The sequence below is a fragment of the Streptomyces sp. NPDC001108 genome, assembly GCF_053598535.1.
This window is the reverse complement of the sequence record NZ_JBSFKL010000001.1, coordinates 471,988-485,128: the sequence shown is the minus strand read 5'-3', so window position 1 is coordinate 485,128 and position 13,141 is coordinate 471,988. Positions and strand designations below refer to the sequence as shown.

General features: G+C 69.9%; 8 protein-coding genes, 1 tRNA gene and 2 pseudogenes. 7 read left to right on the top strand and 4 right to left on the bottom strand.

The genetic code is table 11. From position 1 onward, the window contains the following. Window positions 1–62: 62 nt before the first annotated feature. Both ACWC97_RS02110 and ACWC97_RS02105 read left to right on the top strand, forming a co-directional pair. A tRNA-Pro gene (locus ACWC97_RS02110) sits at window positions 63–136 on the top strand. Window positions 137–453: 317 nt separating this feature from the next. After that, window positions 454–716: pseudogene (locus ACWC97_RS02105) on the top strand (L-threonylcarbamoyladenylate synthase); the annotation flags it as partial. Between the two features lie 71 nt (window positions 717–787). Here ACWC97_RS02105 and ACWC97_RS02100 read toward each other — a convergent pair. Next, on the bottom strand, window positions 788–3,715 hold the full coding sequence (locus ACWC97_RS02100) for a S8 family serine peptidase (RefSeq protein ID WP_450646873.1): 2,928 nt from the start codon (window positions 3,713–3,715) through the stop codon (window positions 788–790). A gap of 416 nt (window positions 3,716–4,131) precedes the next feature. After that, the gene (locus ACWC97_RS02095) at window positions 4,132–6,288 is read right to left on the bottom strand and encodes a M4 family metallopeptidase (RefSeq protein WP_450646871.1); all 2,157 of its coding nucleotides are present in this window, start codon (window positions 6,286–6,288) and stop codon (window positions 4,132–4,134) included. A 368-nt stretch (window positions 6,289–6,656) separates the two neighbouring features. Here ACWC97_RS02095 and ACWC97_RS02090 point away from each other — a divergent pair, with 368 nt between their 5' ends. Next, complete coding sequence (locus tag ACWC97_RS02090; protein ID WP_450646869.1) at window positions 6,657–7,094, top strand: hypothetical protein; 438 nt, start codon at window positions 6,657–6,659, stop codon at window positions 7,092–7,094. Window positions 7,095–7,226: 132 nt separating this feature from the next. Here ACWC97_RS02090 and ACWC97_RS02085 read toward each other — a convergent pair whose 3' ends face one another. Further along, window positions 7,227–7,673: an Lrp/AsnC family transcriptional regulator gene (locus tag ACWC97_RS02085; RefSeq protein WP_381476929.1), complete on the bottom strand. Its 447-nt coding sequence runs from the start codon at window positions 7,671–7,673 to the stop codon at window positions 7,227–7,229. A gap of 778 nt (window positions 7,674–8,451) precedes the next feature. Continuing rightward, a pseudogene (locus tag ACWC97_RS02080) lies at window positions 8,452–9,302 on the bottom strand (IS5 family transposase). Window positions 9,303–9,456: 154 nt separating this feature from the next. Between ACWC97_RS02080 and ACWC97_RS02075 the strand changes: the two are divergent. From ACWC97_RS02075 to ACWC97_RS02060, 4 genes are all read left to right on the top strand, one after another. Next, entirely contained in the window at window positions 9,457–9,927 is a 471-nt protein-coding gene (locus ACWC97_RS02075; protein ID WP_450646867.1) for a hypothetical protein, read from the top strand. 89 nt (window positions 9,928–10,016) lie between these two features. Beyond that, window positions 10,017–10,781, top strand: a complete 765-nt coding sequence (locus tag ACWC97_RS02070; protein ID WP_450646866.1) for a GntR family transcriptional regulator — start codon at window positions 10,017–10,019, stop codon at window positions 10,779–10,781. Window positions 10,782–10,832: 51 nt separating this feature from the next. Then, a complete protein-coding gene (locus ACWC97_RS02065; RefSeq protein WP_450646864.1) occupies window positions 10,833–11,876 on the top strand; it encodes a helix-turn-helix transcriptional regulator in 1,044 nt (347 codons plus the stop codon). Window positions 11,877–12,085: 209 nt separating this feature from the next. Next, window positions 12,086–13,135 carry an ABC transporter substrate-binding protein gene (locus ACWC97_RS02060; RefSeq protein ID WP_450646862.1) on the top strand — a complete coding sequence of 350 codons (1,050 nt, stop codon included), beginning with the start codon at window positions 12,086–12,088 and terminating at the stop codon, window positions 13,133–13,135. The last annotated feature ends 6 nt before the right edge of the window (window positions 13,136–13,141 follow it).

The window sequence follows — 13,141 nt, the reverse complement described above, 5'->3', positions numbered from 1 at the left end:
CCCGAGTGCGGTATTGTTCTCATGCGCGTTCGGCCCGGGGGAAACCCCAGGTCAGCGGGTATCGGGACGTGGCGCAGCTTGGTAGCGCACTTGACTGGGGGTCAAGGGGTCGCAGGTTCAAATCCTGTCGTCCCGACTGGAGACAGTCGCAGGTCAGGGCCGGTTTCGGAGTAATCCGAAACCGGCCCTTGATCATTCTCGGGGACCAGTTGGGGACCGGCGTCCTTGACCGGGGTCAGCGGGTCATGACGATCGGGCTCGGCAGCGAGCGCGGTGGGCGCAGCCCGCCGCTGAGGTGTGGGGAGAGCGCCGCTCCGGCAGCCGTGATCTTTTGAACGTCTGGGTGCAGGTGGCGCTGGGTTGCGGCGTGGCTGGCGATCCTGCGGAGGACGTGTACGTGGACTCCTGCGCCGGCGAACCAGGTCGGTCCGGTGTGCGGCGCAATCACTCGCCGTCGGCGTCCGTGTCCCGGACCATCCCGTCGTCCAGGCGCTCCTCGTCGAACTGGGCGAGCCGCTGCTCTCCAGCACGCTGCTGCCCGACGAGGATGAGCCGCTGACCCGGGGTTGGGAGATCAAGCAGCGCCTGGACTACGGGGGGACGTCGTCATCGGCTCCGGTGACTGCGGCACCGAGCCGACGACCGTCATTGACTTCCCCACCGGCGAGCTGCAGATCGTCCGCAGGGGCGCGGGCGACACCTCGCGGTTCGAGTAGCCGGCATGTGCGGAGGGCGTGTGTGGGGGCGGCACGTGTGTGCGTGCCGCCCCGCCGGTGGGTATCGGGATTCAGTTGAGGGTCAGGAAGGAGCCCGCCTCGTTGCCGTACTCGATCCAGGCGCCGGACCGGGCGTTCGCTGGGACGCCGGACCAGGCGGCGGTCAGGTCGGTCGGCACGCCGGGGGTGACGCGGGCCCGGTCGGGCGTGACCGTGACCTTGCCGGTGACGGGGCTGTCCGCGGTGATGTGGTTCGCCTGGTAGGTGTACGGGGTGACGGTCTCCCCGTCGGCCCCCATCGCGACCAGGGACACGAAGAGGGCGTCGGCCGTGGGATGCGGCACGGTGATGGTGACCGTTCCGCCGCTGTCAGGGACGGCGATGTGGACGTCCTGGAGGACCCCGCCGACCTTGTTGCCCCAGAGGACGCCCGTGATCGTGTCCTCCGCCGCGTCGAAGCGGACCGTGATCTGTGACGCCTTGGTGCCGGAGGGGATCTCGGCGTCGTAGGAGATCTCCTGCATCTGGGTCAGGGTGCCCTTGGTGACGGGCGAGGTGACCGGTCCGTAGGGGGTGGCCGTCAGGGTGCTGGTGGCCGGGGTGACCGAGAATTCGGTCGAGCCGCTGGACCCGGAGCCCTTGATCTCGGCGGGGGCGCGGACGGTCTGCGGGGTGACGACGATCGGGCTGCGGACGGTGGTGCGGCCGGAGAGCCAGGTGAGGGCCCCGGTGGCGGTGCGTCCCGCGGGCGCGGTGGCCACGTCCAGGGTGACGGTGAAGGTGCGCTTCTGGCCGGGGTGGCTGAAGTGCAGCACGGACGGGCTCACCGTGGCCTTGATGCCGGGGAGGTCCACCCGGGCGCGGTAGGTGCCGGCCGTGGTCGCGGTGACGGTGCGGGTGACGGTCTGCTTGCCGAAGAGGTCGCCGATGGCTATGGACGGGTAGTTGAGGTCGCTCGGGTCGATGGCCCTCGTTCCGGTTCCGGTGTCCACACCGGAGCCCTCGAGGTACGCGAGCCAGTCCCGCTCACCCGAGTCGTAGACGAGTCCGGGCCGCAGCATGGCCCGTGCGTCCACCTCGCCGGCGCCCTGGGCGAACACGTCGCCGCCGTTCTTGCCGTCCGCGGTCTTCGTCTGCGTGGCGGTGGTCATCATGGCCGACTTGACGCTCATCGGGGACCAGGTGGGGTGCTCCGTGAGGTAGAGCGCCGCCAGGCCGCTGATGTGCGGGGTGGCCATGGAGGTACCGGAGTAGTAGTCGAAGTCGTGGCCGTGGTTGCCGTCGGGCGACACGGCCGCGAGGATCGTGGCGCCGGGCGCGGTGATGTCGGGCTTGAGCAGGTCGCCGTTGCCGACGAGAGAGGGGCCGCGCGAGGAGAAGCCGGCCACCTGCGGGTAGACGTCCGAGGCGCCTCCCTCGGTGAGGGTGGCGGTGGCTCCGTCCGTGGCGGCGTAGGTGCGCACGGGGGCCGCGTCCGCGTTGTCGAGGTGGACGGCCGGCACGCTGTGCAGGTCGCCGTCCGTGCTCTCGTCGCCGGGATTCACCAGGACGAGGCCGATGCCGCCGGCCCGTTTGACCTCGGCGGACTTGTCGGCGCGGCCGTTGAAGCCCCGTTCGCAGACGACGATCTTCCCGGCCGTGCGGGCGGGGTCGAGGGAGCCCGGCATGCAGTAGTCCGCGTAGACGTCCACGGTGTCCGAGACCCGGACCGCTGAGCCCAGGACGAGCGGGGCGGGGCCGATCTGCCGGTGCACGGTGGTGCTGATGCCGGTGTGGCCGGAGCCGTTGCCGAGGGTCACCGTGCCGGTGTGCGACTTGATGGTGCCGGCGGCGACCGTGGTGGTCCAGGGCGCGGTGTTGGAGAGGCTGGACGCGCCCGGGCCGGAGTTGCCCGCGGCGGTGGCGACGAACACTCCGGCCGCGGCGGCGTTGCGGAGCGCGACCTGCGCCGGGTCGTTGTACACGCTTTCGATCGCGCCGCCGAGCGAGTAGTTGATGACATCCACGCCGTCTGCGACGGCCTGGTCGATGGCGGCGACGATGTCGCTGGTCAGACCGCCGTCCGCCTGGCCGTCCTTGCTCTGCCAGAGGGCCTTGTAGACGGCGATGGTGGCTGCGGGGGCCACGCCGGAAACGGTGCCGAGGTCCTCACCGCCGACCGTGGCGCGGACGTCGGCGTTGCCGGCCGCGGTGGATGCCGTGTGGGTGCCGTGGCCCTGGCTGTCGCGCGGGGAGACGTATCCGGCCCGGTTGGATTCCGGAACGGCGTCGAACCAGGCCTTGCCGAAGTAGCGGGCGCTGACGACCTTCTCGTTGCAGGCCGCAGTGGTGAAGCTGTCGCCGGTCTGGCAGGTGCTCTTGAAGGTGCCGCCGTCCGCCTTGTGCATCACGGTGGTCGTACCCACGCGGTAGGGGCGGTGGCGGTCCTTCTCGCCGGGTTTGCGGGAGCTCAGGGCCGGGGCGTCGAAGGAGGGGTTCTCGGGCCAGATGCCCGTGTCGATGTCGCCGACGACGATGCCCTTGCCGGCTTCGGCGGTCCCGCCGAGGGCCTTCCACAGCCCCTTGCGGCCGGAGAGTCCGAGGAAGTCGGTGGAGTTCCGGTCGTCGGTGGCGTGGTGGAAGCGGTCGGGGGCGATGTGCACGACGCTCCCGGTGTGGGCGAGGCGCACCAGTTGGCGGGCGTCGAGCCGGGCGCTGAAGGTGTTGGTGGTGACCGCGTAGTGCTGCCGGACGGTGGCGCCGACCTTCTTGGCGACGCGGGTCTGCTGGTCCGTCAGGTGGGTGCGGTACCGCTTGGCGGCGGCCGATGCGACATCGAGCTTGCCGCCCTCGACGGGCTTCGTCGCGGAGAGGTCGCCCACCCCGCCGTCGTAGGTGACCAGGGGCTCGTCGGCGAGGGTGACCAGGTAGGTGCCCGTGGCGGATTCGGCGATCGGAGTGGCGGCGGTCGCGGCCGTGGCAAGGGGAAGGCTGAGCGAGGCAAGGGCGGTGGTGAGCAACCCGGCGAGGGCGGCTCGCCGGTTGCGCGATGTTCTACGCGGCAGGCGTGACACGAACTCTCCTCATGGATTTCCACGCACGCCGGAGGGACGAGCGTGACTGCTCGCCTGCGGTGTGCGCTGGGGGCGGGTATTTCCGAACCGCGTGACACCAGGGGTGACTGAGGGGTGGTCCGGGACGAGTGGACGCTCTTTCTTCCCTGTATGAAGTGATTTGACTGGCAGGGAAGACATTCACGATCAAACCCGCGATCGTGCCTGTTATGTATGCGACAGGTAGGTAGGTTGGGCGGTTGAATACACCGGAAATCCCTCGGAGTGGGAACCGGGCCGCCACGGGTATGCGGTGGCTCCCGCGGCCGGAGCACCTGAGCGGGGGCTTCGGCCGCGGGAGCACGGGTGGTGGGCCGGAGCGGTCAGCCGATCGCGATGTCGTCGAGCAGGAAGATGGTCGACAGGTAGGCGTCCTCGGTGCCGGCGAACTCCAGCTTCACCGTCTGCCCCTTGTAGGCGGACAGGTCGATGGTCTTCTGGACGTAGCCGGCACTGGCGTTGGCGTTGGAGTAGGTGGCCAGTGCGGTGCCGTTGACCTTGACCTTCAGGGTGTCGTAGGCGGTGGAGCCGGACTCCTGGGTGCTGACCTTCAGCCAGAAGGTCAGCTTCGGGGTGCCGGTGGAGGGCACTGCGATGTTCGACTGGGACACGGACTCGATGGCGGAGGTTCCGTAGCCCATCATCCAGGCGTACCAGGACCCGCCGTGCGCGGGCTGCAGGGGCGAGTTGGTGATGATGTCGTCGCTCTGCGTCCAGCCGCTGGTGCCCTGTTCGAAGCTGCCGTTGGTCAGTGCGTTACCGGTGGGGGGATCGGTCGGGTCGGGGGTGGGGGTGGGGGTGCCGTTGCCGGGGTCGGGCAGGGCGGTGCCGACGCTGACGGCCGCCCACGCTTTGGAGACGAGGTACCGCTCCTGGGAGTTGGTGCCGTACAGGTCGGCGGCGGCCTGGAGTGTGGCGGTGCGGGCGCCCGCGTAGTTGGTGGTGGAGGTCATGTAGGCGCTGAGCGCCCGGTACCAGACGGCGGCGGCCTTGTCCTTGCCGATGCCCGCGAACGTGTCGCTGTTGCAGGTGGTGCCGTTGTGCGAGCGTCCGCCGATGGTCTTCGCGCCGGTGCCTTCGGCGGCCAGGTAGAAGAAGTGGTTGCCGATGCCGGAGGAGTAGTGGACGTCCACGGAGCCGGCGCCGGATCTCCAGCAGGACAGCGAGTTCCCGTCGGCGGAGGGGTTGTCCATCCGGCGCATGTAGCCGCCCGACATGTTGAGCTTCTCGCCGATGAAGTAGTCGCCCGGGTCGCCGGCGTTGTTGGCGTAGAACTCGACCATGGTGCCGAAGATGTCGCTGGTGGCCTCGTTGAGACCACCGGACTCACCGGAGTAGTTGAGGTTGGCGGTCGCGGAGGTGACGCCGTGGCTCATCTCGTGACCGGCCACGTCGAGCGCGGTGACCGGGGTGTTGCCGTTCTGCGAGGATCCGTCGCCGAAGAACATGCAGAAGCAGGTGTCGTCGTAGAAGGCGTTCAGCAGGCCGCTGTCGACGTGTACGTAGGCGGGGGCGCCGCGGCCGTCGTTGCGGATGCCGGAACGGTTGAAGGACTCCTTGTAGTAGTCCCAGGTCTTCGCCAGACCGTAGGAGGCGTCCACGGCGGCGCTCTCGCGACTGGACGTGGTGCCGTTGCCCCAGGAGTTGGTGGTCTTCGAGAAGGCCCGGGCGTTCTGCTTCGGGTTCGACTGCGGGCTGTTGTACGAGTCGTAGACGACCGTGCCGCCGTGCGCCGCGTCGGTCAAGGTGTAGCCGCTGCCGGTCTGGGTGGTCTCGATGGAGACCTGGCCGGAGGTGACGCCGTTGCCGGTGCCCGTGATGCTCTGGTGCAGCTCGTACTGGTCCAGCAGCGTGCCGCTGGTCGCGTCGACGATCACCGCTTCCCGCGAGGCCGGGCCGGCCTCGCCCGCGCCGGTGACGGTCGAGCGGTAGGCGAGTACGGGGACCTTGCCGACCGCGTACACCACCAGGGTGCTGTCCTTGCCGGCGGCCTTCGCCTTCCTCACGTGCCTGGCGTGCTTCACGGCCTTGGCCGAGGCATCGGCCGCCGACAGCTTCGGCGTGGTGCCGGCGACCTTGACCGCGCCCTGGTGCGCGAGGTCCGAGCCGGTGATCTTTCCGTCCTTGGCGAGGTGGACCACCAGGTCGCCGCCGATGACGGGCAGGCCGCTGTAGGTGCGGTCGTAGCGCACGTGCCGGGCGCCGTCGGCGTCGATCAGCACGTCCTTGACCACCAGGCGTTCGGCCGGGCCCAGGCCGAGCGCGCGGGCGGTGGCGGCCGTACCGCGCTCGGCGGCGCGTATCGCCCCGCTGCGCGTGTCGGGCGTCATCGCCCGGAACCCGGCGCCGGGGTCGGCGGCGGAGTCGGCGGCTGCCCCGTGGGACCGGGGGGCTGCGGCGGACTGGGTGACCACCATGGTCACGGAACCCAATGCGAGGGCTGCCGCGACACCGGCAGCCAAGGCGTTTTTGCGGTACATGACAAATCCTTCCACCGGGCCTCGTCGGGGAGTTGCCGCAGGACGTCACCTGGAGTGCGGGGGGTGTTCGGCGGCAGTTGGCTCGGTTGTGGCCATGAGGCTAGAGATGCAGAGAGCGGCCGACATCGGGGTAAACCCTTGACCTGGACGGGGAGGCCCGGCGGGCGCACCATGGCCCGATGCCGGACTCCGAGATGTGGATCAGCACGGCCCACGAGGCCGGTCCCGTCCTGCGACAGGCCCCGGGCCCACAGGACACCGGGATCCCGTATACCGGGCTGCTCGAACCGCGATCGGCACGGAAGTCGTGGCCCGGCTGCCGGGCGACGCGCGCAGGCTCCTGCACGCTCGCCGGGCCGAGGCCGGCCGTGACAGCGTCCGCCGCGACCGGCACACCGTGCCGGCGGCCGACGCCGACGACCCGCGGTCGGCCCGCCGCCCGCTTTGTCCTGGGCCAGGACACCACCCCCGCCCAGCGCGTCGATGCCCTCGTCGCCCTGATCGACGCGAGCGGCCAGCACCTGTACAGCGCGGACGAACTGTTCGCCGCCGCACTCCGCGCGGCGGCCGGACGATGCGACCTCACCGCGCGGATCCTCATCCGCCAGTCCGTCTGGGCCAACGTCAACGAGGGGGACCCTCACCGGGCGTGTGCCCTGGCCGGTCGGGCCACCGCCTTTGCCGAGAGCGCCGGCGACACCACAACCGCCCTCAGCGTCAAGACGGGCGAAGCGACCCTCACCCGGAAACTGGGCCTGCGCTCACGCTTCCAACTCGCGCACACCGTCACACCAGCACGTGAGTGATCCGCCCCGACGGCCCCGGAAGCCGCCGGGTTCAGTCGTGTACCGGGCGACGACGTCGGGCCCGCACCACCGATCGAGGCCGCCGTCGGCAGACGGACGGCCTCCGGGCCGCAGCACGAGGTCGTTTCGGGGTTACGGGGTGCCGGCACGCGCGGTCGCGCGGGTCCAGGTGTTCATGATGATGAAGGTCTTGGTGCCCTCCACTGTGCCGGTCCGGCGTACGGCGTTGATCACCTGCTGAAGATGCTTCACGTCCCTGACCCGGAGCTTGAGCAGGGCGTCGGAGGTGCCGGCGATGCTGTGGCTCTCCTCGATCTCCGGGATGCTCTCGGCGATGCCCTGGATCTCGTCGCTGTCGGTCGCGCCGAGCAGGCGGATCTCGATGAACGCCTGAAGCATGCCCGCCCGACTGTCCTCGATGACCGCGGTGTAGCCGCGGATCACGCCCGCCCTCTCCATGCGCTCGATGCGGCGCGCGCACGGAGCCGCTGAGAGTCCCACAGCACGCGCGATCTCCGACACGGGCGCTCGCCCGTCCTTGCGGAGGATGTTCAGTATGTGACGGTCGATCGCGTCCACGGCCAACTCCCCGAATCATGCGCGCCACGCACGAGTCGCGCGCCGAAAGCTCCCCTGTTCCTTGCAGGTCGAGTGAACCACGCTCGACATATGCGTGATGATGCGCGGCCTGTCACCTGGAGACCGTCGTCCTGTCATCGTCGTGGTGTCCGGGTGATCCCCGGCAGGAGGCCCGCACCGGCCAACCCCTACGGTGCGGACTCCGACCAGGTGACAGGTGCGCGGGCATCCCCAGCACCCCGCGGCCGGCCCCACATCCTGGGGCCGGCCGGGTACCGAACCAGGCCCGTCGGCAGCGATCACCGCGCGGGGCACAAGAGCTGACTTCTACGACACGATCACGAACCTGTGCTGTAGCTGATCCGTTGCGCCGCCACGACGCGTGGTGAGCATGGGATCGGGGTGTCAGCGGTATCGGCTGCGCTTCGGGCCTCGTGACCACTGGCGCGGCCGGGTGGTGCGACGTGGCGGATCGGGCCGAGCTACTGCCAAGGGCACTTCGGTTGTGAGCCATTTGCTTCCGCCGGTTCGGTTGAGCGGAGCTGCGCCCGTTGAGAACCTCGGCGGGGTCCTCGCGCTGTCGAGATCCTGCTGGGTGCTCACCTCGGTAACAGGAGACGTCGGGGATTGTGGCCGGCGGTCTTGGCCTGCACCAGGGCGGTGGTCACAGGCCCAGCAGCCGGTAGAGCGTTGCCTGCGACGGCAGTTCCACCGACTCGCCGTTCTCCCGCAGGATCTCGCCCGTCCGCCAGATGATGTAAGGGCGTCCGCCAGTAGGTCATCGGATGCGTGGGTTTCGCGGGCGGGTGTTCCAGCGGTAGAGGGTCCAGGCGCGTCGGATCAGGCAGCGGACCGTGATGACGGTGGCGGCCAGGGCGAGGAAGAATTCAACGGCCTTTCTCCGGCGTTCGGTGCAGCGTCGGAGCTTGCCGAAGTTGTTCATCCAGGAGTTCGTGCGCTCGACGACCCACCGGCCGCCGGTCTGGATCGGGGTCTTCGCGCCGCGCGGGGCGATACGGGCATCGATCCCGCGGCCGGCCAGGTCGTCGTGGACGATCCGGTAGTCGTAGCCGGCGTCCAGGGCGAGATGTGGATGCTCCGGCAGCGGTCCGAGGGCCTGTTCGAGGGCGTGAAGCGGTCGAGGGTGGCGGGCAGCAGGGTGTGGTCGCGGACGTTGGCCGGTGCCGGCTCGGTGACCAGGGGTATGCCGGTGCCGTTGGTCAACTGCGAGCGTTTCAGACCGAGTTTGGCACGGTCGACCGGGCTCTTCCCGGCGCATTCACCGCCGGAGAGCGCCTTGGTGATGCAGCCGTCGGCGCTCACGCGGTCGAGTTCGAGGCCGATCATGCGGTCGTAGGCGGCGAGCGCGAGCAGCCGCAGGCTCTCCATCACGCCTTCGGAGATCCACTCGTCGCGGCGTCGGCGCAAGGTGGTGGCCGAACAGTGTTCGTCGGCGGCGCGTTCGTATCCGCAGCCGAAGACCAAGACCTGCACCAGCCGGTCGAAGACGACGGCGTCGCTGATCCGGGGGTTGTGACAGCCCAGCGGGTGCCGGTTCTCGCGCACGGGCAGGAGCGCGAGAAACTGGTCGCGGATCGGGTCGAGAACGCATGATGGGACGGCAGGCACGGATCCCTCGGTGATCATGAAGCGTAGAAAACTCCATGATCGGGTGAACCGTGCCTGCCTTGCTGCCAACACCTGCTGCCGGACGCTCGTACAATCGCGCGGAGTGCGAAGCACCCGGCCGAGATTCCGGCACCGGCGTGAGGGAGGGGGCAGGATGTTCGGTTCGAAGAAGAAGCTCACCATCAACATGTTCAGTTCGCAGAAGAAGCTCAACGATGTGATGGCGCAGCTCAGGCCCGACCTGAGTCGGGAATCGCTCGGTGTCGGGCCCGATTTCCCGGGCGTCGCCCCGAACCCGCTCCTGAGCGGTGATGCACGGCAGCGCAATGCGGAACTGCGTACGGGGGCGCTTGCGCTCGGCGTTCTCGTCGACTGGCGGGAGGTCAACAGCAACCCGCGCGTGGTCTTGATGTTCGACGTGGAGACCGCCGGCGGCCGCTCGTTCCGCGGTATCGCAGACGAAGACCTCACGATCACCGAGCTCACCCGACTCGCCCCAGGACAGACGTTGCCCGTGCGCTACCGGCCGGCCGTCAGGGACCACTACGTCGCCCTTGCCCGAGACGCGGACCCCGCCCACGTGCAGCGGCTCTCCGACGAGATCGCGAGCCGCAAGCGGACCTGACCCGAAGCCATTGGCCGGATCCCTGCACCGTCATCACGGTCCGCTGCGTGATCCGACGCGCCTGGACAGCCGACGACGACATTCGCGCAGTGCGCCAGCGGGTACGGCTCTCGCGCACCGAGCCGGGCACCCACCTGCCCGTGCTGGCCGAGATCGCCGCCGACCTCCGGCTGTCCAGGGACACGGTCCGGGCCGCGCTGGAGCGGCTCGCCGCCGAGGGGATGGTGACCCTCTGCGAGGGCTACCGCCTCTACAGCGTCGGCACCACGACACCGACAGAACGCGCCTACCGGCTCCTGCGCACCGCGATCCACCGCAGCTACGAGCCCGGCGAACGGTTCATGACCCGTTACGACATCGGCCAGCGCCTCGACATCGGCGGCAAGGAAGCCGCGGCCGCCGTACACCAGCTAATCGCCGAGGGGCTGCTCACCGCGCCGCGCGGGGCAGTACGTCGACGCCTTGAGCCCCCAGCAGCAGCGCGGCAGGTGAAACAGCTGCGCGAGCGCGCCGGCCGGCTGCGCCGCGAGGCCCTCGAACTGATGCGGACGGCGTGGGAGAGATCGAGCAGGAACTCCCCGTCGGAGGCGACGCCCAGCCGACGTGACCGCCCCCGGTCCAGTGCCACACGCCTGGCCTCACGCTGTGAGCCCAGCGGGGTGCTGCGGGTATCGTCCGGGTCGGCTGCAATCCCGGTGCTGCAAAGACGGGCGCGACCGGGTTCCCGTCGCTTGCGCCCGTACCAATGCCCATCCCTGCCGGCGGTCGCCCGATCGACCCCCGACGCGGGTGTCGCCCCCACCCGGCTCGGCTCGAACGGGCTGGTCCCTTCCATCTGCCACCCAGGCCGGTAAGGGTACCCTTACTTCAGTAGGTGATCGTTTCCTCGTGACCCGGGGTGAGGCATGGCAGGCCGGTTTTCGGTTACTTCCGCGCGGGGGTTCGCGGATCTGGAGCGGCAGTACCGCGCGTTCTACGCGGCCGTCGCGGAGCGGCGGGAGCTCGGGGGCGGGGCGGTGGTGCACGAGCTGCGGCCCGAGGTGGGGGAGGGGCGCATCACGGTGTACGAGTTGCTCGAAGGGGTCACGCTCACCCTGTACGACGTGGAGTTCCACGACGAACTCGTCCTCGACTTCGACCTGGGCGGGGAGTACTTCGAGCTGGAGTACTGCGTCGACGGCCTGATGCTGCTGCAGGAGGCGGGCACGGGGGCGTCGGTCTTCGGGGCGGGGCAGCTGTCCATCTCGCACTCCCGGGCGTCGGCCGGGCGGCTGACGCGGCCGGCCGGGCAGCGCTATCGGGGGGTGTCGGTTGCGGCCGAGCGGGCGGCGACCACCGCGTTCTTCGGGAGCGTCGGGGCCGGGGCCTGGGAGGAGAGCGTGGAGGGGATGCCGGCCGCCGAGCGGGACGCGCACTATCTCGGCCGTCAGGCCCCGCCCGAACTGGCCGCCGCCTTCGGGGACCTGTTCCTGTGCACGCTGCCCGTCCGCTTCCGGGCGCTCTACTACGAGGCGAAGGTCATGGAGGTCCTCGCCCGGATCGTCTCCCGCGACGACGTCCCGCGCGGACCGGCTCAACCGCCGCTCGCGGAGTATGAGATCGAGCGCATCCGGACGGTGCCGGCGCTGCTGATGGAGAACCTGCATGAACAGCACACCGGCGAATCCCTCGCCCGTGCCCTGCGGATGAACCCCAAGCGGCTCAGCCACGGGTTCAAGCAGCTCTACGGCGACACGATCTTCAGCCATCACCGCAACGAGTGCCTGCGCCGGGCCTCGCTGCTGCTGGTGGAGACCGATCTCAGCGTGGCCGCGATCGCGCTGCGGGTCGGCTACTCCAGCCCCAGCAACTTCTGTTACGCGTTCAAGAAGAGGTTCGGGCGGACCCCGCGGCAGTACCGGGTCGGGCGGAGGAGCGGCGCGGGTGGCCGGGGCGCGGACGCGGCGTAGCGCCATGGCCGTGCGGTGACGCGGTGGCGCGGCGGGAGGGAGTGCGCCGTTGGTGCTGCGGGTGCCCTGAGTGTCGTGAGTGGCTTCGGTGGTGCGGGCGTCGGGGCGTTCGCTCCATATTTCGGGGGACCGCGCTCCGTACGAATTCCGCTTTCGTCCGTTTCAGCATGGGCCCGTGGCCGTTGCCACGCCCGGCTCGAAAGGACATCGTGAACATCTCCCCGATACGCGTCTGCGCCGCGCTCGCCGCCGGTGCGGCCCTGCTGCTCAGCGGCTGTGCGGCCCCGGCGGAACCCGCCGCCGGGCGCACCGGCGCCGCGGCGCCGTCCGGTCACTACCCCGTCGCCCTCGACGTCGTCGACGACTCGGGCGGGAAGATCACCCAGACCGTGGAGAAGAGCCCGGAGCGGGTGGTGGTCATCGGGCAGGCGCTCGCCGAGCTGATGATCGAGTTCGGTCTGGAGGACCGGATCGTGGGCGTCGGCTATCTCGACAACTCCTACTCGGCCCACGCGGACCGGATCGGGAAGCTGCCGAAGATCTCCGACCAGATGCCCTCCAAGGAGGCGGTCCTCGAACGCCGGCCCGACCTCGTGCTGACCATGTCGTTCGCGCTGAAGCCCGACAAGATCGGCGAGGTCCCGTTCTGGAACGCCCGGGGCGTGGCGGTGCTGCCCGCCGTCAACTACACCGTGGGCCGGGACCTGGACAGCTACTTCGAGGACGTGCGCCACGTCGGCGAGGCCTTCGGGGTGACGAAGCGGACCGGGGCCCGCATCGCCGAGCAGAAGGGCAGGATCGCCGCCATCGCGAAGACGGTGGAGGCGGCGGGGAAGGAGGGAAAGGCCCGGGGCTCGCGGAGGTCCGGGGGCTCGCCGAGGGTGCTGCTGGTCGCCAGCGGCGGGCGGGACACGTACGACTACTACTCGCCCTCGCTCGGACTCGTGGACGAGATGGTGAACGGGGCGGGCGGCACGTACCTGGAGCTGACCCGGGACACCTACGCGCAGCTCTCGCTCGAATCGATCATCGCGGCCGACCCGGACAAGATCGTCGTGACGGAGTTCCAGAAGTCCGACGCGGAGAAGTCCCGCAACCGGCTGCTGCGCGACTCCCGGCTGAGGAACGTCACCGCGATCAGGAACGGCGACGTGATGACCGCCGACTACACGACCTCGATCCGCGGTTCGCTGGCGCTCGCGGACCTCTGCGAGAAGATCGCGGCGTTCGTGCGTCCCGACCTCTTCCCCGCCGCATGAGCGCCT